Below are 25247 nucleotides of genomic sequence, written 5' to 3'. Positions count from 1 at the left end.
GTTCGTGGTGAGCTTGTCGAACCATGAGCGGCACACCGCACACCCTTCGACAAGCTCAGGCCGAACGGTGTGCCTTATTGAGTGTCCCGTCTTATGTGTGTAGCCGTTTTTATAGTAAAAGAGGGTCTTTTGCATTCAATGAGGAAGCTAAAAATGAAAACACGAATGACATTTTTAATGGCAATGATTTTATCATTGCCCACTTTGTTGATTGCAGAAGACAACAGTTTAAACAATCCACTCCATAAGTTTTGGATTTGCGCCATTACAGATTATAACTCGCTGGTAGACGGCAACTACCAAGAAAGCAAATGCCGTGCAAATACGCAATATTCTGAGCCACCTTGCCGAGAGTTTTTCCTGGAATATGAAGGTGTCGATGGCATTGGGTCAGGGATTGATTTCAAAAAGGTGAGTGAACAGGAAAGCAGTTCAATAGTTGATGGCGAAGCACAGGCTACAACACAATCAACTACCATTGAAATCAAAAAAGCTAAAGATCAATACTTATATAGCCATAGCATTGTAAAAACGAGCAGTAAATTTACCGATAAATGGCTTTATAACGGCCAATGCCGTTATTATCAAACGTCAAGCAGCGAAAAAATTTATATACACAAGGGTTTAGAAATCGCACGCTAATCCCATGAGTTTGATTTTGCTAACTCCTCTTTTTCAAAGAGGGACTGTATGAGTACTAATTTTGTTTAATTGGCGAGGTTTAGCCGATAATCCGGTTTCTGCTTCCGCCGTATTGAAAAAAAATCTTTAGTCCATATATAACCTACTCCAACGATTTAAAAATCATTTCCCCCCTTTTTTGACTTGAACCCTCCAAATAATTAAAAAGGAAAATAAAGGTTTTATTGAGTAAAATCTGCAATCGGTTATCCCTAATTAATTATAAAAAATGAAAAAACTGTTGAATAAAAGCTTTATTACCAATTTTCTGTCGGTCATTATCATAGCTATTGGCTACATCAGCCCGGTACATCCGGAATTAATTAAATCGATTGGCTATTTTGCTTTGTCCGGTGCCATCACCAATTGGCTGGCCATTTACATGCTGTTTGAAAAAGTGCCATTTTTGTACGGTTCCGGCGTGATTCCTGAGCGTTTTGAAGAATTTAAAAGTTCAATTAAACAATTGATGATGAATCAGTTTTTTACCGTGCATAACATAGAGCAGTTTATTGAATCGGAAGAAGAAAAAGGTGGCAAGCTCATTAACTTGGAGCCGTTTTTAAAAGCTGTCAATTACGATCGTATTTACGACAGTTTGGTATCGTCAATTATGGATTCATCGTTTGGTGGCATGTTAATGATGATGGGTGGAGAAGAAGCCTTAATACCGTTAAAAGAGCCATTTATTGAAAAAATGCGCATCACTTTAACGGAAATGACGGAATCCGAATATTTTGTTAACGCGTTAAAACAAGGCTTAAATGCCCAAAAAATTGGTGTTGATATTATCGATAAAATTGAATCAGTAATTGATAAGCGCCTTGATGAATTAACGCCGCAAATGGTTAAAGAAATGGTGGAAGCGATTATTCATCAGCATTTGGGTTGGTTAGTGGTGTGGGGCGGCATTTTCGGCGGCTTAATGGGCGCATTGTTTGTGTTTGCATGATAGCCGTCGATTTAGCCTACGAGGAATTTGGTGCTAAAGACGCGCCGCCGCTGTTAATTTTGCATGGCTTTTTTGCATCATCGCGTAATTGGCGTAGCGTTGCACAGCAATTGGCTCAGCATGCCCATGTTTATGTGCTGGATATGCGTAATCACGGAGACTCACCGCATAACCCAGTCATGGATTATGACGTAATGGCTGAGGATGTCTTGCAGTTTATGCAGGCGCGGCAAATAGTCGCAGCGGCTATCTTAGGGCATAGCATGGGCGGTAAGATTGCTATGTGGTTTGCGCTAAATCATCCTGAGCGTGTTAGCCAGTTAATCGTGGTCGACATTGCCCCTATAAATTATCAGCACAGTTTTAATAACATTATTAACGCATTACGCGCGTTACCGTTGGCGACAATAAGCCATCGCAAACAAGCGGAAATACTACTTGCAGACAGCATTGCTGAGCTGAGTTATCGCCAGTTTTTGCTACAAAATCTGGTTTTAAAAGACGGGCACTATAGCTGGCGTATTGATCTGGCTATTTTCGCGCAAACAGCGCCGAATATTGCTGCCTTTCCGGATACAACGCAGATAGTGCCGTTTATGGGGTCAACGTTGTTTATTGCTGGCGCGGACAGTAATTTTGTCAATGAAAAAGACCTTAAGTATTTATTTCCAAAAGAAAATTTAATAGTTATTGAACATGCGGCCCATTGGGTGCATGTACAACAGCCTGCGGTTTTTATGGCTGCTGTCATAAATTTTTTACAGCAAAAATAAAATAATCTGGGTCGCTGGTAGATTGTAGGGCTGGCTACAGGTAAGATTGAACTTTATGTTGCTAATATTATCGGAGCTTGTAAGTTACAAAATGTTGTTTTCTGCCTTGGAGCTGTCGTGTTTAAAGGTATTTTTTGAGAGAACAGTTAGTTTATTGATTTTAAATATTTATCCAAAAAAAATAAGGGGAAAGCGGATGTCAAAAGGCCAAAATTTACAGGACAATTTTCTAAATGCCCTCAGAAAAGATCATACGCCTGTGTCAATTTTTCTTGTGAATGGCATTAAGTTACAAGGAAAAATCGATTCATTTGATCAGTATGTCATCATGCTGAAAAATACCGTCAGTCAAATGGTTTACAAACACGCCATATCTACCATAGTACCCAGCAAAGCTGTTAGATTGACGCGTGATGGCGAGACCAGCGAAGAATAATCTTGTTAAATAACCGAGTCACACAAAAAAATATGGATTTGATTTTCCAGTGGTTAAAACGCGTGAATTATGCTTGAAAATGAACGCAAAGAAGCGGGAGAGCGGGCTGTTTTAGTTCATATTACCTTTCGTTCTAATCAGGAAGAGTTATCTGAATTGAAAGAGTTGGCCAAATCGGCAGGCACAGAAACTGTTTATGTTTTAACAGGCTCAAGGCAGAGGCCGGATTCCAAGCATTTTATCGGTAAAGGCAAGCTTGAAGAGCTTAAAACTATTGTTGATAGCTATGAAGCTAATGTCGTGTTGTTTAACCACGCACTTTCGCCTAGCCAAGAAAGAAATCTGGAAACCTTTTTGGGGGTGCGCGTTGTTGATAGAAATGGCTTGATTTTGGATATTTTTGCACAACGGGCACAATCTTTTGAAGGCAAGTTGCAAGTTGAATTAGCGCAGCTCAAGCATTTATCGACACGCTTAGTGCGTGGCTGGACACATTTGGAGCGCCAAAAAGGTGGTATTGGTTTGCGTGGGCCAGGTGAAACCCAGTTAGAAACTGACCGGCGATTATTGGCGGTACGTATTAAACAAATTCAACAGCGTTTAGATAAGGTCGATAAGCAGCGTTCTCAAGGCCGCAGCAAGCGTAAAAAAGCAGAAATACCTACCTTATCCTTAGTTGGTTATACCAATGCCGGTAAATCAACCTTGTTTAATCGTCTGACCGGTGCTGATATTTATGTTGCCGACCAGTTGTTTGCAACGTTAGATCCAACGCTGCGCAGCTGTGAGCTATCCACGGGTAACGAGATTGTTTTAGCGGATACCGTGGGATTTATTCGTCATTTGCCGCATGAGCTGGTGGCTGCTTTTAAATCAACCTTACAAGAAGCCAGTGGCGCAGATTTATTGTTGCATGTGATTGATGCGCACGCAGAAGATCGTGATGAAATTATGCTGCAAGTGAATAACGTTCTGGAAGAAATTGATGCGCACAACATCCGGCAAATTGAAGTGTTTAATAAGATTGATTTAATGGAAGGTGTTGTACCGCATATCGACCGTGATGAAGAAGGTAATCCTTTGCGTGTGTGGTTATCGGCGGAAACAGGGGCAGGTACTGAGCTGCTGTTACAGGTGCTAACAGAAGTATTTTCGGCTACCAAGATTAAAAGACGCTGTTATTTGCAAGCGAATCAGGGCGATATTAGAGCCAAATTATTTGCTTGCGCAAGAATAATTGCTGAGCATATTAATGACTTTGGTGTAAATGAACTGGTTATTGAAATGGATGCCAAGCATTTAGGCTTGTTAAAGGCAGTGAAAACTGAAGAAGTATACTAGTACTTAGTCAATACTGAGTTGCCGATCAGATGTTTTAAAAACCGTTCGTGGTGAGCTTGTCGAACCATGAGCACAAGTCCTTCGACAAGCTCAGGACGAACGGAGTATTTTATAGCACTCGACAAAATAAAAATGACTGAGTAATAGTTGATTTCTCGGCCAAATGCTGAGAACAGGTGTATTTACGATAGAATACAAAATCGTATACGTTATCAAAGGGAGTTTAATCTCCGTGCGAAATGAGAAAAACTGTCCTTCGGGATGACAAAAAATAATAATCGAGTAACCCAATATGGAGCATAAATATGTCCTGGAATGAGCCTGGTGGTGATAAGAAAGACCCTTGGAGTGGCCGAGGTGACCAGAAAGGTCCTCCTGATCTTGATGAAGCAATACGCACGTTGCAGGAGAAATTAGGCAAAATTTTTGGTGGAGGCGGCGGAGGGGGTAGCGGTGATGGCGGCGGATCGCCAAACCATTTTTCGTCCGCCAGCATAATGAAAAATATAGGTTATATTGCCGGTGTTGCTGTGGGCCTTTGGGCCTTAACGGGCTTTTATATTGTTGATGAAGGTAACCACGGCGTTGAAACACGCTTTGGCCGCTATATCGCAACCACACAGTCCGGTTTAAACTGGCATATTCCCGCACCTTTTGAGCGGGTTGATATTGTTAACGTTAAAAAGAACCGTGTTATAGAAGTCGGTTTTAGCAGTCGTGGCGTTGAGCAAAGTGTGGCTAACGATGCCTTAATGCTGACCAAAGATGAAAACATTGTCGATGTGCGTTTGGGTGTGCAGTACCAGATTAAGGATGCGAAGGATTTCTTGTTCAGCGTGGCCAATCCTGAAGCGACCTTGATACAAGTCACCAAAAGTGCTGAGCGTAGCGTCATTGGCAGCAGCACGATGGACTTTGTGCTGACAGAAGGTCGTAGCGAAATTGTGACTCGTATTAAAAAAGAAATTCAAAATGTCATGGACAGCTACAAATCCGGTCTTCAGGTTACCAGTGTTAACTTGCAGGACGCGCAGCCCCCTGAACAGGTACAAAATTCTTTTGCCGATGCGATTAAAGCGCGTGAAGATCAGCAGCGTCTGATTAATGAGGCGGAAGCGTATTCCAATGCGGTTGTGCCTGAAGCGCGTGGTGCGGCGGCGAGAAAAGAGCAAGAAGCCGAAGGTTATAAACAGCAGGTCATTGCTCAGGCAGAAGGTGAAACCAGTCGCTTTTCCCAGTTGTTAGGAGAATATACCAAAGCGCCGGAAGTCACCCGGAAACGTCTGTATCTGGAGTCTATGGAAACGGTATTGTCTAGTACTAATAATGTGATGATCGATGTAAAGTCCGGTAACAATATTATGTATTTACCCTTGGATAAAATGATGCAGCAACAGCAGCAACCACAAGCGGGAGCGGGCGCAGCTAGTCCAATAGTCAGTTCTGATTCAAACAGTAGCTTGCGTACATCGCATTCACAAGCGGCCGTAGAAGAAGCTGCTGCTGCGGAAAGAGCGGTTTCGTCACGAGGTAGAGAAAACGATACGAGGGGACGTTAATGACTCAAAATAACAATAAAATAATTGCAGGAAGTGTAATAGCCTTGTTAATTATTGCTATGACGTGTGTATTCACAGTCACTGAAACTGAAAAAGCCATTAAATTTCGTTTGGGTGAAATTGTAAAAAGCGATTACGAGCGGGGTCTGCATTTTAAATGGCCGGTGATTAACCAGGTCAAAACGTTTGATTCGCGCATACAAACCATGGTGTCAAAACCAGAACGCTTTCTGACGGCTGAAAAGAAAAACGTGATCGTGGATTCTTTTGTCAAATGGCGTATTGGCGATGTTAAAACATTCTATACGGTAGTGGCTGGCGATGTTGATCAGGCTAATTTACGCCTGGATCAAATCATTAAAGATGCGTTCCGTGGTGAATTTAGTAAGCGCAGCATTAAGCAGCTGGTGTCTACGGATCGACAAATTATTCGTGAGCTGTTGATCAAAAACTCCAAAATGGTCGCTGCCGATTTGGGCGTTGATATAGTCGACGTGCAAGTCATGCGTATCGATTTACCGGATGAAGTCAGTACTTCCGTGTATCGCAGAATGGAAGCTGAACGTGAACGTGTTGCCCGTGAGTTTCGTTCGCAAGGTGCGGAAGCTGCGGAAAGAATCCGCGCTAATGCAGACAGACAACGCGTGGTAACATTAGCCAATGCGTTTAAAAATGCAGAAAAATTACGCGGTGAAGGCGATGCCAAATCCGCGGAAATTTATGCGCAGGCGTACGGTGCTAATCCTGAGTTTTTTAGCTTTTACCGCAGTTTGAATGCGTATAAGAAAACCTTCGCTAATTCGGGTACCATGGTGCTGGATTCTAATTCTGATTTCTTTAAGTATTTTAAAAATCAGCAAAATTAAAGTAAACTGTTCCATTCTTTTATCGAAACATGAAAACGCTCCGCTTGCGGGGCGTTTTGTTTGAGTGGACACACAAAATATGCAACGAAAAGATTCTTGGCTTTTGCCAGAAGGCATCGAAGAGGTTTTGCCGGATGAAGCCAGACATCTGGAAGGTTTAAGGGCTAAGTTACTGGCCTTATTTTCCTGCTGGGGTTATGACTTGGTTGATCCCCCGCTCATCGACTTTTTAGATTCCTTATTAACCGGCTCTGGGCACGATTTGGCGCTGCAAACCTTCAAGTTAACCGATCAATTAAGCGGTGAAATGCTGGGGGTGAGAGCCGATATGACGCCTCAGGTTGCCAAAATTGATGTGCATAATCTCAAGCATGAATGGCCCACACGATTGTGTTACGTGGGTACTATATTGCACACCCGTGGCGATCCGCTGGAAAAAACCCGCAGTCCTATGCAAATCGGCGCTGAACTTTACGGGCATGCCGGTAAGGAAAGTGATGAGGAAGTTATTGGACTAATGCTGGAAATGTTGGCGGTAACGGGGCTGCAAAATGTTCATCTTGATCTGGGACATGTAGGCATATACCGTGCGCTGTCAAAACAGGCGGGTTTGACGGAGACGCAAGAAAGTGATTTGTTTGATGTCTTGCAACGTAAGGCCAAGCCTGAATTACAAGAGCTTATGGCCAGTTACGCTATTGATGATGATGCCAAATTGATGCTGATGGCATTGCTGGAATTAAATGGGGGCAAGGAGACGCTCAGTAAAGCGCGGCTATTACTGAAAAAAGCCAATGCTACAGTAAAACAAGCCTTAACAGATTTAGAAAGTGTTGCAGATACTGTGGCACAGAGTTTGCCGAATTTACCCATCAGTTTCGATTTATCCGAGCTTCGTGGTTATCACTACCATACCGGTATCGTTTTTTCTGCATTTGTGCCGTCAGTGGGCAAAGAGATTGCCCGTGGTGGCCGCTATGACAATATTGGCGCTATTTTTGGTCGATCTCGGCCTGCAACCGGGTTTAGTGCAGATTTAAAAGTATTGTCAGCGCTGAGCAAGCAATCGTATGAAGTTGCCAGGCGCGAACTGATTTTTGCCCCTTATAGTACTGATGTTGCGCTAAAAGAAAAGATCAGAGATTTGCGAGCCCAACAAAAAGCGGTTGTGCAACAGTTGCCAGGTCAACTGGGAAGCCCTGAACAATTGGGTTGTACCGCGATTTTAGAGCAAGAGAATCAACAGTGGGTCATCAAAGCATTAGATTTCTCAACACCATGAGTTGTTGCGCCTCTTATATCCACACAGTCATCGGCAACTGCTTCAAGCATTGCACTATCGCCTGCATCCAGACAGTCGTAAATTAGGAATCATTATGGGAAAAAATGTTGTTGTTATCGGTACCCAATGGGGTGACGAAGGTAAAGGTAAGCTTGTTGATTTATTAACTGAGCAAGCGGCGGCCGTGGTGCGTTTTCAAGGCGGCCATAATGCCGGACATACATTAGTTATACAAGGCAAAAAAACCGTTTTGCATCTTATTCCTTCCGGCATATTGCGTGCTAATGTCACCTGTATGATAGGTAATGGCGTGGTGTTATCGCCAGCGGCTTTAATGGAAGAAATTGCTATTCTGGAACAAGCCGGCATTTCCGTTAGAGATAGGCTATTAATCAGTGAAGCCTGTACCTTGATTTTACCGGTGCACGTCGCTATCGATCAGGCACGTGAAAAAGCGCGTGGCAGTAAAGCCATTGGTACTACAGGACGTGGTATAGGACCTGCTTATGAAGACAAGGCCGGACGCAGAGGATTGCGTGCGGGCGACTTACTAAATGCTGAAAGTTTTGCCGAAAAGCTTAAAGAGTTGCTTGATTACCATAACTTTATGCTAGTAAATTATTACCATACCGATCCTGTTGATTATGACAAGACTTTGCAGGATACCCTGCAATTAGGCGAGCAGATTAAACCTATGCTCACTGATGTCAGCGAGGTGCTGTACCGTCATCAAAGTAACGGCGACAACTTGTTATTTGAAGGCGCGCAGGGTGCGTTGCTGGACATCGATCACGGTACTTTTCCGTATGTTACCTCATCCAGTACCACAGCGGGTGGTGCGGCTACCGGTAGCGGCATAGGCCCTCTGGATTTGGATTATGTGTTAGGCATTACCAAAGCGTATTCAACACGGGTAGGTAACGGCCCATTTCCTTCCGAATTACACGATGCTAATGGTGAACATTTAGGTACGGTTGGCCATGAGTTTGGGGCGACTACCGGACGTAAACGTCGTACCGGCTGGTTTGATGCGGTTGCCATGCGCAAATCTGCCAAATTAAACAGTTTAAGCGGCATTTGTCTGACCAAATTGGATGTGCTGGACGGTCTGAAAAAGATTGGTATTTGTACCGCGTATAATATAAACGGGGTGCTGACTGAAACTGCACCGTTGGGTGCGGACCATTATGAACAATGCCAGGCTGTTATTGAAGAAATGCCCGGCTGGACAGAGAAAACTGCCTGCGTAACACAGTTTAATGACTTGCCGGAAAACGCCAAGGCCTATATTAAACGTCTTGAAGCATTGGTTGGCGTGAAGATTACCATTGTGTCTACAGGGCCAGATAGGGATGAAACCATAGTACTGGAAAACCCGTTTGCTTAATTAAACTGTAGAGACGCAAGATTTTGCGTCTCTACAAAAACGTATTAACAGCAGCCGCCACTAGGGCTGCACTTGTTTTCGTGTAGACCACTTTTGCTTTCTGCTACACTGCGTAAGCTACCGCTAGGACAATCCCATGGTGTACCCGGAACATCTACCGCAGGGGCAATGCCGATAAAATTATCGCTGTAAGTACCGCCAGTCAGTAACTTATAAGTACGTTCGCAAACGGCCATGCGTTCACCGCGAAAGTAGGCGTGGCCGTCATCATCATATACTTCTGAATACGGACCTCGATAAATAACCGCATGACCTTTGTCTATACAGGCTTCATCTTGCGGCTTAACAGCGGTAATGGTCACAGAACGGAATTCCAGACCTTCCACAACCTGCCAAGGCTGATTTTCCCATTTATCGTAACAAACGGCTATAAAGCCAGCTTTAACAAACATTTCCAGCATTTCAAGTTCTTGTAAAGCACCGGAAATGCAGCCGCTCCAAAGATGTTGATTTTGTTTCAGGTGTTTAGGTACCGGTTCGTCACTGACAATATCCGAAATAGCCACACGGCCACCCGGTTTGACCACGCGAAATATTTCCTGTACGAGTTGTGCTTTATCGCTGTCATGCACCAGATTAAGCACGCAGTTGGACACCACCAGATCAACTGAATTATTTTTAATCAGCGGCGCTTGTTTACGTTGCTGGTCTTGCCAGTCACGCAGAGCAAGAATGTCTTCGGCTTTATGCACGGGGTGTTGAGTAAGGTGCTGATCCATTGCTGCCAAATCTAGCGCTAAATCTTGAATTTGGCCTTTAACAAACTCTAGGCGATTGGAACCCAGTTTATCGGCCATTTCGCTTTGGTATTTACGTGCCAGATTCAGCATATCGTCATTCATATCCACGCCGATAACTTTGCCGTGTGCGCCTACCAATTGTGCTGCCATGTAACAGATTTTGCCAGAGCCGGAGCCTAAATCCAGCACAATATCACCGGCTTTAACGTAGCGAGATGGATCGCCGCAGCCATAATCTTTTTCGATAATTTCTTGCGGCAACATGGCCAGTAGCGAGCAGTCATAATCTACGGGGCAACATAAATCTGCCTGTATAGTTTCTGCGCCTTCTGAATAACGTTTTAAAACACCGGTTTCTACAGCCATAGTCGACACCTTGGGATGATTATCTTGTAAAATGTTTCAATCCACGCCCAACCTCAACCGTAGGGCGATATTACTCGTCGACAGATAAAGGCCAATGAGATTTCCTGCTCTTAGTTTAACACTTATCGAGATTTAAATGACTGCTCCAAATATAGGATTTATTAGCTTGGGTTGCCCCAAGGCGCTGGTAGACAGCGAAAGAATTTTAACCAGATTGCGCTCAGAAGGCTATACCATTTCGTCTACTTATAAAGACGCCGATTTGGTTGTGGTTAATACCTGTGGTTTTATTGATGCGGCAGTAGAAGAGTCTTTGGATAGCATTGGCGAGGCACTGGCAGAAAACGGCAGAGTGATTGTGACCGGATGTTTAGGCGCACGTGAAGCTGAAATTCGCGCACGTCACCCGCAGGTGTTAAAAGTGACCGGTGCCCATGCTATTGATGAAGTGGTCGCTTCCGTACATGAACATTTGCCGCCGCCACATAATCCTTTTCTCAGCTTAGTGCCGCCGCAGGGTATAAAACTTACCCCTAGCCATTATGCGTATTTAAAAATTTCCGAAGGCTGTAATCACCGTTGTACGTTCTGTATTATTCCCTCCATGCGTGGCGATTTGGTCAGTAGGCCGATTGACGATGTGTTACTGGAAGCCGAGCGCTTGGCCAATGCGGGTGTTAAAGAATTATTGATTGTATCGCAAGATACCAGTGCTTATGGCCTGGATTTAAAATATCAAGAACGTGATTGGTATGGCCGTGCTGTTAAAACCCGCTTTTATGATTTAGCTAACGCTTTGGGCGATTTGGATGTGTGGGTGCGTATGCACTATGTGTATCCTTATCCGCATGTGGATGAGGTGATTCCGTTGATGGCCGAGGGCAAAATTCTGCCGTATCTGGATATTCCATTCCAGCACGCCAGTCCACGTATTCTAAAACTGATGAAGCGGCCGGCGGCGAGCCAGAATAACCTGGAGCGCATTAAAGCCTGGCGCAGTATTTGTCCTGATATTACCTTGCGCAGCACTTTTATTGTCGGATTCCCTGGCGAAACCGAGCAGGAATTTAAAGCGTTATTGGATTTTATGACGGAAGCGCAACTGGACAGGGTAGGGTGTTTTGCTTATTCGCCGGTGAAAGGCGCGGTGGCTAACGATCTACCCGATAGTATCCCTGAAGAAGTTAAGCAAGAACGATTGGCACGTTTTATGGCGCATCAGTCGGAAATAAGTGCGCAGCGCTTACAGCAAAGAATAGGCAAAATTGAAACGGTGTTGATTGATGAAGTCGTTGAAGAAGGTGCGGTCGCCAGAAGTATGGCCGATGCCCCTGAAATCGATGGCCAGGTGTTTATTGATGGCGCAACCCATCTTAAGGTAGGTGAGTTTGTTGATGTGCAGCTTGAAGAAGCCGATGAGCATGATATGTGGGGATTTTTGGTGTAGTTATTTTGTGCTTTTATTGGTGTTGATTAAATTTTAAAGCCATTTTGCAGTATGAATAAGATGCAAAGCATGATCCATAAGTCCCGCAATACAAGGTTATGACCAAACACCAGCAAAATCTGTTACCGATTATTGGCTAAAGCAATTACAAAACAGGCTGTTAGATAAAGTTCAGTAATCTAACAGCCCAGCTCTTGCGCTAGCCAACCTACAATCGCCAAAACTAAGCCTTTACTCAGCTGTTTGTTATTAATTCCGTCCGCCACGTACTGCAAGCACAGATTGCGGCGTACTTATTACCTCAGTATTAATAATTGCCCCTATGCCTGCATCATTAAAAAATACTCCCCAGGCACGATATGACTCCCCAGTCCTGCTCGAATCTGATGTTCCCGACCACAAATGGCCGAGAGGCGCAATTCTTAACCGAGAATTTGCCTCATCTGCGTCTAAGCCCTGACATTGGCCGCCTAGGGTTAAATCACAGCGGTACAGAATTGCCAGCTCGTTTATGGTAGGAAGACGCCAATCCTGTTTCTCTGCGAATCCTGGTTTATTACAGGTTAACGGCGTGGTTTCCGAGCAGAAGCCGCCCTGTGTTTGATTAAGCGTTGTGAGATAGCTGGTGGTGGCTTCCGGCCAACTGAAAGTATTATCAATATCTTTAAGATCGGTTGAAGAAGGTATGCCGTCAGGTTCGTTCTTAGTCTCCCAGATAAGCAATGTGTTGAGATCGAGAACAGTACCATTGCCTTTGTTAATAAATCGGCAGGCGGTACCCGTGGAGCTGATGAGTTGGTCGAGCTTATTGATGCGTTGGTCAAAAGTGTTTTCACATTTTGTCTTTGCTGCCGGGCCAATTGTCAGAGTGGGGCTGGTCATTTGTGCTTTCAGAAGACAAGTCGACCTACTCTGCGCCAAAGTGAGCTTGGCTTTTTTACAGATATTTTCAGTTAGGGTTGTTGCTCCGGCTATGCTGTTACTCAAGACTAGTAAACAACTCATAGCCATGAGTACTGGAATTTTTAACTTTATTTTTATTGATTTAAACATAGTGATTTTTCCTGCAATAAGAAAATAAAGAGGATTAAGTGCTAATTGTTAAGCTGGAACTCTTTCGTACTCCTTTACGGTAAGTTGAAAAATAAGAACTTTTAAAAATGAAACTTAATTCTAGATTGCCTTAATAGCTGAGGCAACCTTAATTTTTTAACAGCCGGTTAAGACGTTAAGAGTTAAAAGGTTGCTTAAGGAGAATAAGTTTTTGCGTTTTAAAGCCAACGATTTCAAATTAAGAGGTTGCTGGTTTTTTACGCAATTAAGATAAGTTATATCAAGAACCACAAAGTTCCCGGATAATCAAAAGAATGCTAAACACGGTATAAACTTTATTTTTAAATACAATGTGCAGATGCCACAATACTATTTTAGCAACTAATGAATACAAATAAAGTCTGAATTTTAACGATTAATATAAAGGTGAATGATTATGAGCTGGAGAGAAATTGAACACGAACAAACCTATACCGATGCAGAGGTCGAAGCAAGATTACAAGAAGAATTACCGCGCTGGTATCTTGAAAACGGCTGGATTCGGCGTAAATATAAAACCAGTGGCTGGAAAGCGACACTGATGGTAGTCAATACGGTAGGACATTTGGCAGAATCGGCGTTTCATCATCCTGATTTGACCGTTTCTTATGCCTTTGTCACCGTTAAATTAATGAACCATGCCGCTAAAGGCATCACCAACAAAGATTTTGAACTGGCGCATAAAATTGAAGAAGTCGTCATGTGGCAGCCCGGTAAAGAAGGCGGCGCATTGGAAGGTACACCGGATGATCCGCGTTTTAAATACATAAAGTATGATTAGCTGAAATGGGGCGCAAAATCCGCTGGTAACATGGCCACTGAAAAAATGACCTTATTAAGAACAGCCATTAATCAGGCTTATTTAGCGGATGAAAGCCAGATTGTGCATGAGTTATTAACTTGTTTTGATAACTATGAGCCAGCAAGAGTTGGCGATTGTGCCCAAGCATTGGTTAATGCCGTCAGAGGCAAAAAAAATCAACAGTCGCCAGTTGAGGCTTTCCTGCGTGAATATCAGCTCAGTTCACAGGAGGGCATTGTTTTAATGGGCATTGCCGAAGCTTTGCTGCGTATTCCTGATAGCTACACACAAGACCTGTTTTTAAAGGAAAAGCTCACCCATGCTGACTGGCAAAAGCACGTGCAGCACAGCGATTCTTTTTTAGTGAATTTATCCAGTCAAGCCCTGTTATTTACCAGTAAATTTGAAGATCATATCTTATTGTCAGAAAAACACTGGTTTCCGGTGTTTGAGGCCTTACTATCGCGCATGGGTGCGCCAATAATACGCTCTGCCTTAAAGCAGGTTATGCATTATTTAGCTGAACAATTTGTTTTTGCAGATTCAATACAACATGCAGTAAAGCGCTGCGAACAAGAAACAGCTTATCGTTATTCTTTTGATATGCTGGGCGAGGCCGCATTAACAGCAGTGGATGCGGAGCGCTACTATCAGTCCTATCTTTCAGCGATAGCAACATTGGCAAAACACGCTCCCTCTGCCGAACTTTACGTCAACTCTGGCATATCGGTTAAATTATCGGCACTGTGTCCCCGCTATGAGCCCTTGCAGCATATCAGGGCGGTGAAAGAGTTAACTGCCAAGCTGCTCACTTTAGCAATACAAGCCCGCGCTGCCAATATTTCCATTACCGTTGATGCAGAAGAATCCGAACGCTTGGAGATGTCTTTGGATATTTTTGCGGCCGTTTTTACACATCCGGATTTAAACGCGTGGCCAGGATTAGGCTTGGCAGTGCAGGCTTATCAAAAAAGAGCTTTGCCGACCCTGCGCTGGCTTGCCAGTGTGGCGGAAAACCACACTAAAATAATTCCTGTGCGCTTAGTAAAAGGCGCCTATTGGGACAGCGAAATTAAGCGTGCGCAGGAAAATGGATTGGATAATTATCCGGTGTTTACCCATAAATCTGCGACCGATTTATTGTATTTGGCGTGCGCACAATTTATGCTGTCTCGGCCTGATGTTTTTTATCCGCAGTTTGCTACTCATAACGCACATACGTTAACTGCTATTTATCGCAGCGGCCAACAGCATCCAGGGTATGAATTCCAAAGATTGCATGGTATGGGTGAGCCGTTGTACACGGAAATCATGGAAAACCAGCGCTGGCAAATCCCTTGCCGAATTTATGCGCCCGTCGGGTATTATCATGAGCTGCTGCCTTATCTGGTCAGGCGTTTATTGGAAAATGGTGCCAATACATCTTTTATCAATCAGATTGACCAAGATGATATTAGCGTTGAGGATTTAACTGATGATCCTGTAGAACGGGTAAAAGAATCCATTAAGAATCCCAAAATTGTATTGCCAAACTTATTGTATGGTGAGCAACGGCGTAATTCTCAGGGCTTAAATCTGGCTGACTCTGAATTAGTACAACAATTGCAGCAAGACCTGAACGCTTTAGCGGATAAACATTGGCAAGCAGCGCCAATAATCAATGGCCGTCATTATGGCGGTGAGCAACAGTTAATCAATAATCCGTCCGATAATCGATTAGCTGTCGGCAGTGTGATTTATGCGGATCAAAATGCTATTGAACAGGCATTAGACGGGGCTGTACACGCCTTTACTGAATGGCGGCTTTGTGCTGTAAAAACGCGTGCAGATTACTTACTGAAGGCCGCCGATCTACTTGAACAGCATCGATTGGAATTGGTGTCTTTATGTAGTCGCGAAGGCGGGCGTACTGTAAAAGATGCGCTGGCAGAAGTTAGGGAGGCGGTAGATTATTGCCGTTATTATGCCCAATCTGCACTGGATTTATTCAGTGTGCCAGTAAGCTTAGCTGGCCCTACCGGCGAGGAAAATCTGCTGTACCATTATGGCCGAGGTGTTTTTGTTTGTATTAGCCCCTGGAACTTTCCGATTGCTATTTTTATCGGCCAGATAGTGGCGGCGCTTGTCGCTGGCAATAGCGTTATCGCAAAACCTGCCAGCCAGACCGTGTTAACTGCCATGCGCTGTGTGGAGCTATTACATCAGGCGGGCATACCGGAATCGGTCTTACAGTTTTTACCGGCTAGCGGCAGTCAAGTCGGGCAATATTTAGTGCCGGACTCAAGGCTTGCAGGGGTGGTTTTCACCGGTTCTACGCAAACCGCTCAGTTTATTAACCGGCAGTTAGCGCAACATCATCAGGCTATCGTGCCTTTAATTGCCGAAACTGGCGGCCAAAACGTTATGATTGCAGACAGTTCGGCTTTAGTGGAGCAACTGGTTCAGGATGTGCTTGTTTCGGCATTTAACAGTGCGGGTCAGCGCTGTTCGGCATTGCGGGTACTTTTTGTACAGCAGGAGATTGCTGATAAAACCATCGCCATGCTGATAGGCGCGATGCAGGAATTATCTATAGGCGATTCCGGTGTTTATCAAACTGATATCGGGCCTGTTATTGATCATGCTGCGCTGATTGCATTAACTGACCATCTGGAAAAAATGCAACAGCAAGCGCACTTGCTCCATCAGTTGCCTTTCGATAATAACGTGCGCCAAGGCAGTTTTTTCCCACCGTGTCTGATAGAAATCAATTCGCTATCGCAACTTACACAAGAAGTATTTGGCCCGATATTGCATGTGATTCGTTATACAGGTTCTGAGCTGGATCAGGTGATTGATGCCGTCAATGCAACCGGCTACGGATTAACCCTTGGCATACACAGCCGACTTGATGCCACTGTAAAAACTATCCGGCAAGGCGTAAAAGTCGGCAATATTTATATTAACCGGAATATGGTCGGCGCTGTGGTAGGCGTGCAGCCTTTTGGAGGTATGGGGCTTTCTGGTACGGGCTTTAAAGCGGGTGGGCCTGATTATTTGCGCCGTTTTGCCATTGAACAAACCGTTACCACGAACACTACAGCCATTGGCGGCAATACCAGTTTATTAGTCAGGGATTTGCGCTAAGCTATGCTGTGATTGATTGATTAGCCATATAATAAATCTGGTTTTTGTCTACCCGAACCGCTTCAGATTAGGAGCTACAATATAATTGTCGTCATACAAAGCGTTGGCTTGGCCGACAAGAGGAAGGAAGAGCAAGGAGGCTTAATATAAAGCCATGTAAATGGCGGAAAAATGGTGCCCAGGGGCGGAATCGAACCGTCGACACGAGGATTTTCAATCCTCTGCTCTACCGACTGAGCTACCTGGGCATTTTTTTGGAGTTTAAATTTTATACGTGGTGCCCAGGGGCGGAATCGAACCGTCGACACGAGGATTTTCAATCCTCTGCTCTACCGACTGAGCTACCTGGGCGCATGTACAAAGCTAGCTAGTATACTGGGTAATGAAACTTTAATCAAAAAAACATTGGCCGAAGTCAGGTAATCGCGGTTAAATTGTTCTGTAGTTGCGATTAGGCCAGTACCGATTTACCATTCAAGGTTTACGTTACACTTTAATGCGTAAACCCCAACACTATTTACTCAATAATTAATAACAGGAACTTCCCATGCGTAAACTGCGTTTTTTACTTTTAGCTCCAGCACTTGGGCTATTTAATTACAGTGCTATGGGCGCAACCCCAGCTAGTATTGTAGAGTTACAAACTTCCCAGGGCACAATTACTGTCCAATTGGATTATGCCAGGGCTCCTATTACTTCAAAAAACTTTATTGCTTATGCGCAAAATGGATTTTACAAAAATACACTAATCCACAGGGTGATTAAAGGTTTTGTTATGCAGGGCGGTGGTTTTGATAAAACGACGGGCAAACAAAAACCAACAGGGAAAGCTATTAAAAACGAAGCTAATAACGGTTTAAGTAATGTAAGAGGCACGATTGCAATGGCGCGTACTTCAGAACCCAATTCTGCCACGTCGCAGTTTTTTATTAATCTAGGCAATAACAAAAACTTGGATTATAACGCCAATAAAAATAACATAGCAGGTTACGCGGTTTTTGGCAAAGTGATAAAAGGCATAGAGGTTGTTAATGCTATTGGTAGGTCGGCTAATATTAGCGACGTTGCCTACAGCCCATTATTGGAAGTAGTATCTTTGGATAACGTTTATGTGTCCAGTGCTGTTAACGATAAACTGGCTGTTACGCGCATTACTAAAAGTGGCGGTGGTGGGTATGTCACCAGCATACCTGCCGGTATTAGTTGTTTTCAAAAATGTAGTTTTTCACAACCGGTTGGCGCAGCAGTAAAGTTAACGGCAGCCGCATCAAAAGGCTATCATTTTCATGGTTGGCGAGGAGATTGTCAGGGATTTTCGACTGAGCTTGTCATCGATACCAAAAAAGGCAACCACAATTGTTCGGCACTGTTTCGTAAAGTGGGTGCAGCAACTCAGTAACTTGATTTAATGTGCAGCCGTGTGAACATTTAACTGTATAAGCCGAATGTTCACACGGTGGCAGGCTGTTAATGTCTAATGGAATCGGTATATAAGCTGTTAAATAAACGCACAGTAACAAACAACATGGCCTTGCTTAATTCAATAGCCGGTTTTGAATAATTATTGCCTTCGGCATCGTCATCAATAGAATCGTTTAAAAATTGAACTAAGCCGTTTTGGATGATCTCGCCTTCGTTGGGCTGATAAAAACGCTGTTTCATTTTATTGCTTTGTTTGGCATCAATTCTTTTTTTACCAGCCATCGGCTGTAATATCTCGTCAAATGAAAGTGCCTGCCGCTCCATCCAGGTTGGATCATCCTTAAAACGGGGTGTACTGCCAAAGGCTTTTTGGTAAACGCATAGGATTTCAAAACATAAATCCATAAAAAAATGCGATAACTCCTCACTGTGTTCGGCAATCATGGAAGGAAAAGCATTGAAAATGGTTTGCGATAGCAGCGGCTGGTCTATTTCAAATTGGATAATAATACGTTGACCCTGATGCTGATCGATAGTTTTAGCATATTCCAACGCTTGATATAGCTCACCTTCAATAAGTTCGTGCATAATTTTCCTAAATACTGGACATGAAAAAAAGTGACTTATAATAACATGTTGCCAGCGTTTTTATACGTTAACAATGCGCATGAAAACCCTCGGAAATATAAATTAATGCCTGCCTGATAAGGGTCTTGGGTTACCGGCTAACTCACAATAAGTGGGCGCATCATCTCATGATCTTCGTGTTCTAACATGTGGCAATGCCAGACAAATTTACCTTTATAACCGGTAAATCGCATGATAATACGGGTAATTTCTTTAGGATTGCAGCGTACCGTGTCTTTCCAGCCCGCTTCGTTAGCATCAACATTAGCGACAATCCCGGCACGATCCAAAATAAGAAATTGCACCAAATGCAGATGAATGGGATGTACGTCCTCGGTAATATTGTTAATTTCCCAGATTTCAATATCGTTTAAATGGGCGGTTTCCGTAGCGGGTTCACGAAACTCAAGGCCATTTAACAGCACCTGGCCGGGTACTGAGTTGCCATTGTCATCCACTGTCGTGGTTTCTTCCAAGGTCATTTTTCGGGTTTTAATGCGGGGTAATCCCGCCTGTGACAAAGCTGTCCGCACCACTGATATTTTATTTAACGGTACTTTTACGCCGTTAATATTGACATTGAAATTGCAGGGTAGCTTGAGTTCATCTATTTCGGTGCTGGTATCCTTGCCATTGATAGGATGTATGACAAATTTGATAATATTGCGCATGGCATCAGCAGAGGACAAACATTTAGAAGTGCTGTAGGGTGTCGGGGCATCATTGTCTAATAAAAATCCAGCTAAACAATCTTTGGTAATGGTGCAGCCAGAGAAATCGATAATGACATCCGCGCGTTCTCCAGGTGCCAAAATCAAGGGCATTGTTGTTAATATCGGCACGGGAGCTGGTAAAAAACTACCATCCGTGCCAATTTGATAGGCTACTGGAAAGTTGCTGTTATCTTGGGATAGATTTTTAAATCTCAGCCGGTAAAACCGTGAGTTAGAGCCATTTACAATACGAAAGCGGTAACGACGTTGTTCGACATTAAAATAAGGCCATACCGCACCATTAATAACGGCATGGTCGCCAAAATACTCAGGCTGTTCAGCACTGACTTCATAGTGCATTTTGACGCTATCGCCTTCGGATACAAACATTCTGTCTTGGATAATCAACGGGATTTCAAAATCCCCGCTAGGTAAGCCCAGGGTATTTTCTCCGATGTCGCGAAGCAGGTACATGCCAGCCAGCCCCGCATACACATTAAGACGCGTTATGCCTATGGCGTGATCGTGGTACCACAATGTTGCGCCGTATTGACGATTAGGGTACAAGCAATCCTTCATGGAATCACCATGATCGTGATCTGCCGGATTATAAGGGTGTAAATAATTTTCTGGATCGCCATCGCTGGCAGGTGGACAATGTGCGCCGTATAGATGGGCAACCGCATGGCCGGGTGCTGGATTACCATGGCCGTTGTGGCTTTTGGTATTGGCTTTTACGGGCACTTGCATGCTAAAGGGCATGGTTTTGTCGGCAGGTAGGCGATTTATCCAGCGAATACCGACCGGTGTATCTTGTGTGGCTTCAATCGTCGGCCCTAAATAGGTTTGCGGGATATTTTTACCGTGCGGATTTTTATCGGCATAACACCAGACGGGCACATTCTGCGCGTCAGGATGAAAGGTGTGGCGCTGCTGCTGCATATCAATCTCATAGATCTCATGATGATTAGCCAATCGTATCGGAGTCGCTTTGTGTGGTATCGGTAGCGCAAGTTGCCAAAGACTGAGTTTCATAATATCTGCCCTTTGTGTTTGATGACTTTGTTCTCTAACAGTTACTAACTGTGGCCAACCATCATACGGGCAGAAATTTAAAAATAATATGAACTAGTTCACATCTTTTAATGAAAAAATGTGCTTGTAAATGTGACGGTCATAACATTATTTCTAGGATCAGTCCCTTTTTTTGAAAAGGAACTGATTGAATATAATGAAGTTATGCTGCCGGAAAATGCTATATGAGCAATATTACTTACTCAAAAAAACGTTTTAAATAAAACCCAGTATGAGATGCCGGATTTTCGGAAACGTCTTTAGGTGTGCCTTCAGCAACCAATTCGCCACCACCATCACCGCCTTCGGGGCCCATATCAATTACCCAGTCAGCCGTTTTGATAACATCTAAATTATGCTCAATGACAATCACCGTATTGCCGTGATCGCGCAGTGTGTGCAAAACCGCCAATAATTGCTGAATGTCGTGAAAATGTAAACCGGTTGTGGGCTCATCCAGAATATACAAGGTTTTGCCGGTGTCGCGCTTAGATAATTCTTTGGCTAGCTTTACCCGTTGCGCTTCACCACCCGATAGTGTGGTGGCATTTTGTCCCAAGGTGATATAGCTTAAGCCCACTTCGACCAAGGTTTGTAATTTTCGTGCTAACGTCGGTACGGCACTAAAAAACTGATGCGCGTCTTCAACGGTCATGGCTAAAACGTGATCAATAGATTTACCTTTGTAACGGATTTCCAAGGTTTCACGGTTATAGCGCTTGCCATTGCACGAATCGCAATTGACATACAGGTCGGGCAAAAAGTGCATTTCAACTTTAATAACGCCGTCGCCGGCACAGGCTTCGCAGCGCCCGCCTTTCACGTTAAAACTAAAACGTCCTGGCGTGTAACCGCGAGAACGTGCTTCGGGTGTGGCAGAGAACAGTTCGCGTATGGGTGTAAATAAGCCGGTATAAGTAGCGGGGTTGGAACGTGGTGTTCGCCCTATCGGGCTTTGGTCAATATCAACAACCTTATCGAAATGCTGCAAACCATCAATGCCATTACACGGTGCAGGAATAATACCGGCGCGATTAATTAACCGCGCGGCGTGGGCGTACAAGGTATCGTTAACCAGTGTTGATTTGCCTGAACCCGATACGCCGGTAACACAAGTCAACAAACCCACCGGAAAATTAACCGTAACCTGTTTAAGATTATTGCCGTGTGCGTTACGCACTTTGATTTGCTTATCTTTGTTAACAGGTGTTAACGCGCTCGGTACCGCTATGCTGATTTTGCCCGACAAATATTGGCCAGTTAAAGAGTTTTCATTCGCTAAAATATCAGCCAGCGTGCCTTGAGCAACAATCTGTCCGCCATGTACGCCCGCGCCTGGGCCGATATCAACAATATGCTGGGCGGCGCGAATAGCATCTTCATCATGTTCGACAACAATAACGGTGTTGCCCAAATCTCGCAAACGGAACAGTGTATTGAGCAAGCGTTGGTTATCGCGTTGATGCAAACCTATGGACGGTTCATCGAGTACATACATCACGCCAACCAACCCCGCACCAATTTGGCTAGCCAGACGAATACGCTGCGCCTCGCCACCCGACAAGGTTTCGGCGCTGCGATCCAGCGTTAAATAATCCAGGCCAACATTAACCAAAAATTCTAGCCGCTCCTGAATTTCTTTGACAATTTTCGCCGATATTTCCCCACGTATGCCGGGTAAACTCAGCTGTTTAAAAAAACTCAAGGCGCTGCGGATCGGCAAACGGGTAATCTGGTTAATGGGCCGGTCTTCAACAAAAACATTTCGAGCTGATACATTCAGTCTAGCGCCGTGACACACGTTGCAAACTTGGTGCGACAAGTATTTGGCCAGTTCTTCACGAACCATTTGCGAATCAGTTTCGTGGTAACGGCGTTCCATATTGGCAATAATGCCTTCAAAGCTGTGGCGTTTCTTTTTTGGGCTGTCGGTACCATTAAAGAAGGTGAATTCAATGGCTTCTTTGCCGCTGCCGTGTAACACAATATCCTGATGTTTTTTCGACATGCTGGAAAAAGGTTCTTCGGGATCAAAGCCGTAATGCCGTGCCAGCGAACAGACAATTTGATAATAGTAGGCATTGCGTCTATCCCAGCCGCGTATAGCGCCGCCCGCAAGACTGATGTCGGGGTTATGGATAATCAAGTCAGTATCAAAATACTGTTTTACCCCTAAGCCATCACAGCTGGTGCATGCGCCTTTGGGATTATTAAAGGAAAAGATGCGTGGCTCTAGCTCGGTAATACTGTAGCCGCAATATTTACAGGCATAACGCTCTGAAAACAACAGTTCAGTGCCATCATCCATGCACACGGCAATAGCAATGCCATCAGCAAGCCGCAGCGCCGTTTCAAACGATTCCGACAAGCGCAACGCCAAATCTTCACGAATTTTAACGCGGTCAACAATGATTTCAATAGTGTGTTTCTTTTTGGCATCCAGAACAGGCGTTTCTTCTAACTCATAGATTTCACCATCAATGCGCGCACGAATAAAGCCTTGGCCACGCAAATCATCCAGTAATTGCAGGTGCTCACCTTTACGTGCATTAATCACCGGAGCCAATAACATCCAGCGCTGGTCTTGAGGTTGTGCCAGCAGATGATCGACCATCTGGCTGATAGTTTGTGCTTCTAATGATATCTGATGTTCTGGACAGCGCGGCGTACCGGCGCGGGCATATAACAACCTTAGATAATCATAAATTTCGGTAATGGTACCCACGGTTGAGCGCGGGTTATGGGAAGTGGACTTTTGTTCGATAGAAATGGCCGGCGATAAACCTTCGATATGATCAACATCCGGCTTTTCCATGATGGACAAAAATTGTCTCGCGTAAGCAGAAAGTGATTCTACATAGCGTCGTTGACCTTCGGCATAAATAGTATCGAATGCCAGCGAGGATTTGCCTGACCCAGAAAGTCCTGTGATGACGATGAGCTGATCTCTGGGCAGATCAATATCAATATTTTTCAGATTATGGGTTCTTGCACCACGGATGCTGATTGTATCCATTAATTAATTTCCACTGTTTAACCAACCGCATAATATAAGTTTAAAGTGCGATTAAGACAAATTAGCCTGCATATAGTGCCAAATAATAGAAATTGAAAGTTTAATATTGATTTTGTAAATACAAAGTCAGTTTAAAATTAGCCATCAATCGTAATGGATAAGGAGCTAGGTTTTTTTTCTGTTATCTATCAATAATGTTTTTGATAAGCCAAGCTGTAAAAGCTAAGCGGTGTCTGTATATTTTACAAGCTGTGTTTTTTGTTAAACGATACTCTAAAAGTACTTTAAGTATTGCATGTAAGCCTTGTACTACAAGGCCGAAGCGATTTAAAGGGTAGCAGCTTACTCTCAGCAAACTAGGTATAACGGGATTTTTTAGGTAGAACAGCTTGTTTTTTACCGTAAGTGTCATTGATTTTTATACTGTATTGACTTATTCGTCTACATATTTTACACGCGAAACTATAGTCAGATGATTAGATACTGTGGTGTCGATTATTAATGATTAATAATCAATTGGTTATCTATTATTTCTATGGTTTTTAATGCCGAAAAATTTTGGCATGATATCTGCTATTTATTAAGTACCGCAGTGAAGCAAATACGCAGTTTTCAAAACCAGAAGGGAAGTGTTTTGGTCGCTGTGCCTAACCTAGTGATAGGCTAATTTGTTAATGGCTAAGTTACACAAGGAAATAAAGCATCACTTTACTAAGTAAAAAACGAACGCAACTTAAGGTAAGTATTGTGTTTTATCGATATTTAATATCAAAAATTTAACAGATAAATTAAAAACCATTAGGTTATTAGGAATATTAATATGATACGTGTCCACATGCATGACCAAGTACGTAACCGTGTAGAAAACATAATGCCGGAAATTAAAGTGATTAACTGGAACGAAGTACTGCAAAACATCACTATGCTGGGGATTTTAAGCGTATTTTTTATATTTAGCTTGCCTAGTTAAGCCCTGATCTAGCTGTCTAATCTACAGTTAAATTATGTGTGGGTTAGACAAAAAATGTCACAAACCGCCCAAATCCATGCTGGAATATCGGTATTCTTAATGAAGCAAGACCAAGCAAGACAAGTGAAAAGGAGTGTATATGAATAATGCCGAAACAAATTATGAAAAATCTGCATCTGGTTCAACCAATTTGCAGGCAACCATTAGCCCTAAACACAGAAGCTTTGGGGATCTGATTCGTTTGGCGCCTGATGTGGCGTTAGTGTTTCCAACCAGTGAAGCGGTGAATGAGGCATTACGTTATCTGATTGAGATGGCTAAACGCCCAAGTTTGCTCTCTTAAATGAGTATATTCAGCCAATAGGCTGAATAGTGTATTTTTGTCTAACGATGTCGTATTGTATCTCTTTGTAAATGGCTACCCACTTAAGGCGGGACACGGTGCAAGGCTTAACCGTTCGGCCTGAGCCTGTCGAAGGGTGGGCGGTTAAGCCGATCATGGTTCGACAAGCTCA

At 43.7% G+C, this 25247-nt stretch carries 20 protein-coding genes and 2 tRNA genes; 15 read left to right on the top strand and 7 right to left on the bottom strand.

The features are described 5' to 3' along the window. Positions 1–153: 153 nt before the first annotated feature. From ACHZC4_RS05750 to ACHZC4_RS05710, 9 genes are all read left to right on the top strand, one after another. Positions 154–642 carry a hypothetical protein gene (locus tag ACHZC4_RS05750; RefSeq protein WP_394752870.1) on the top strand — a complete coding sequence of 163 codons (489 nt, stop codon included), beginning with the start codon at positions 154–156 and terminating at the stop codon, positions 640–642. Positions 643–910: 268 nt separating this feature from the next. After that, the gene (locus ACHZC4_RS05745) at positions 911–1633 is read left to right on the top strand and encodes a DUF445 domain-containing protein (RefSeq protein ID WP_394752869.1); all 723 of its coding nucleotides are present in this window, start codon (positions 911–913) and stop codon (positions 1631–1633) included. Beyond that, on the top strand, positions 1630–2406 hold the full coding sequence (locus tag ACHZC4_RS05740; RefSeq protein ID WP_394752868.1) for an alpha/beta fold hydrolase: 777 nt from the start codon (positions 1630–1632) through the stop codon (positions 2404–2406). The genes ACHZC4_RS05745 and ACHZC4_RS05740 overlap by 4 nt, the downstream gene beginning before the upstream one ends. Before the next feature lie 196 nt (positions 2407–2602). After that, a complete protein-coding gene (gene hfq, locus ACHZC4_RS05735) occupies positions 2603–2842 on the top strand; it encodes an RNA chaperone Hfq (protein WP_394752867.1) in 240 nt (79 codons plus the stop codon). A 69-nt stretch (positions 2843–2911) separates the two neighbouring features. After that, complete coding sequence (hflX, locus tag ACHZC4_RS05730; protein WP_394752866.1) at positions 2912–4183, top strand: ribosome rescue GTPase HflX; 1272 nt, start codon at positions 2912–2914, stop codon at positions 4181–4183. Positions 4184–4488: 305 nt separating this feature from the next. Continuing rightward, positions 4489–5742, top strand: coding sequence for an FtsH protease activity modulator HflK (hflK, locus tag ACHZC4_RS05725; RefSeq protein ID WP_394752865.1), 1254 nt, complete (start codon positions 4489–4491; stop codon positions 5740–5742). Then, complete coding sequence (gene hflC, locus ACHZC4_RS05720; RefSeq protein ID WP_394752864.1) at positions 5742–6608, top strand: protease modulator HflC; 867 nt, start codon at positions 5742–5744, stop codon at positions 6606–6608. The genes hflK and hflC overlap by 1 nt, the downstream gene beginning before the upstream one ends. A gap of 79 nt (positions 6609–6687) precedes the next feature. Further along, positions 6688–7890, top strand: a complete 1203-nt coding sequence (locus ACHZC4_RS05715) for an ATP phosphoribosyltransferase regulatory subunit (protein ID WP_394752863.1) — start codon at positions 6688–6690, stop codon at positions 7888–7890. A 94-nt stretch (positions 7891–7984) separates the two neighbouring features. Then, positions 7985–9277, top strand: coding sequence for an adenylosuccinate synthase (locus tag ACHZC4_RS05710; protein ID WP_394752862.1), 1293 nt, complete (start codon positions 7985–7987; stop codon positions 9275–9277). A gap of 44 nt (positions 9278–9321) precedes the next feature. Here ACHZC4_RS05710 and ACHZC4_RS05705 read toward each other — a convergent pair whose 3' ends face one another. Next, positions 9322–10443: a methyltransferase domain-containing protein gene (locus tag ACHZC4_RS05705; RefSeq protein WP_394752861.1), complete on the bottom strand. Its 1122-nt coding sequence runs from the start codon at positions 10441–10443 to the stop codon at positions 9322–9324. A gap of 136 nt (positions 10444–10579) precedes the next feature. On the opposite strand from ACHZC4_RS05705, the gene rimO reads away from it, so the two are divergent. Continuing rightward, entirely contained in the window at positions 10580–11890 is a 1311-nt protein-coding gene (gene rimO / locus ACHZC4_RS05700; protein ID WP_394752860.1) for a 30S ribosomal protein S12 methylthiotransferase RimO, read from the top strand. Between the two features lie 249 nt (positions 11891–12139). On the opposite strand, the gene ACHZC4_RS05695 is transcribed toward rimO, so the two are convergent. Then, entirely contained in the window at positions 12140–12895 is a 756-nt protein-coding gene (locus ACHZC4_RS05695) for a DUF1566 domain-containing protein (RefSeq protein WP_394752859.1), read from the bottom strand. A 484-nt stretch (positions 12896–13379) separates the two neighbouring features. Here ACHZC4_RS05695 and ACHZC4_RS05690 point away from each other — a divergent pair, with 484 nt between their 5' ends. Both ACHZC4_RS05690 and putA read left to right on the top strand, forming a co-directional pair. Further along, a complete protein-coding gene (locus tag ACHZC4_RS05690; RefSeq protein ID WP_394752858.1) occupies positions 13380–13763 on the top strand; it encodes a 4a-hydroxytetrahydrobiopterin dehydratase in 384 nt (127 codons plus the stop codon). Between the two features lie 30 nt (positions 13764–13793). Beyond that, the gene (gene putA / locus ACHZC4_RS05685) at positions 13794–16910 is read left to right on the top strand and encodes a bifunctional proline dehydrogenase/L-glutamate gamma-semialdehyde dehydrogenase PutA (protein WP_394752857.1); all 3117 of its coding nucleotides are present in this window, start codon (positions 13794–13796) and stop codon (positions 16908–16910) included. A 172-nt stretch (positions 16911–17082) separates the two neighbouring features. Here putA and ACHZC4_RS05680 read toward each other — a convergent pair. Together ACHZC4_RS05680 and ACHZC4_RS05675 are read right to left on the bottom strand one after the other, a co-directional pair. Beyond that, positions 17083–17158, bottom strand: a tRNA-Phe gene (locus ACHZC4_RS05680). 27 nt (positions 17159–17185) lie between these two features. Continuing rightward, positions 17186–17261: transfer RNA gene (locus tag ACHZC4_RS05675), tRNA-Phe, on the bottom strand. Positions 17262–17457: 196 nt separating this feature from the next. Between ACHZC4_RS05675 and ACHZC4_RS05670 the strand changes: the two genes are divergently transcribed. Further along, entirely contained in the window at positions 17458–18309 is an 852-nt protein-coding gene (locus tag ACHZC4_RS05670; protein WP_394752856.1) for a peptidylprolyl isomerase, read from the top strand. A 68-nt stretch (positions 18310–18377) separates the two neighbouring features. On the opposite strand, the gene ACHZC4_RS05665 is transcribed toward ACHZC4_RS05670, so the two are convergent. The 3 genes from ACHZC4_RS05665 to uvrA form a co-directional block, all read right to left on the bottom strand. Continuing rightward, positions 18378–18920 carry a hypothetical protein gene (locus tag ACHZC4_RS05665; protein WP_394752855.1) on the bottom strand — a complete coding sequence of 181 codons (543 nt, stop codon included), beginning with the start codon at positions 18918–18920 and terminating at the stop codon, positions 18378–18380. Positions 18921–19057: 137 nt separating this feature from the next. Next, complete coding sequence (locus tag ACHZC4_RS05660) at positions 19058–20707, bottom strand: multicopper oxidase family protein (protein ID WP_394752854.1); 1650 nt, start codon at positions 20705–20707, stop codon at positions 19058–19060. 238 nt (positions 20708–20945) lie between these two features. After that, entirely contained in the window at positions 20946–23762 is a 2817-nt protein-coding gene (gene uvrA, locus ACHZC4_RS05655) for an excinuclease ABC subunit UvrA (protein ID WP_394752853.1), read from the bottom strand. Positions 23763–24582: 820 nt separating this feature from the next. On the opposite strand from uvrA, the gene ACHZC4_RS05650 reads away from it, so the two are divergent. Next, a complete protein-coding gene (locus ACHZC4_RS05650; RefSeq protein ID WP_394752852.1) occupies positions 24583–24732 on the top strand; it encodes a hypothetical protein in 150 nt (49 codons plus the stop codon). A 139-nt stretch (positions 24733–24871) separates the two neighbouring features. Beyond that, positions 24872–25075, top strand: a complete 204-nt coding sequence (locus ACHZC4_RS05645) for a hypothetical protein (RefSeq protein WP_394752851.1) — start codon at positions 24872–24874, stop codon at positions 25073–25075. The last annotated feature ends 172 nt before the right edge of the window (positions 25076–25247 follow it).

It is taken from the genome of Crenothrix sp. (assembly GCF_043729335.1).
GTDB lineage: Bacteria > Pseudomonadota > Gammaproteobacteria > Methylococcales > Methylomonadaceae > Crenothrix.
This window is presented reverse-complemented; position numbering and strand designations above follow the sequence as displayed.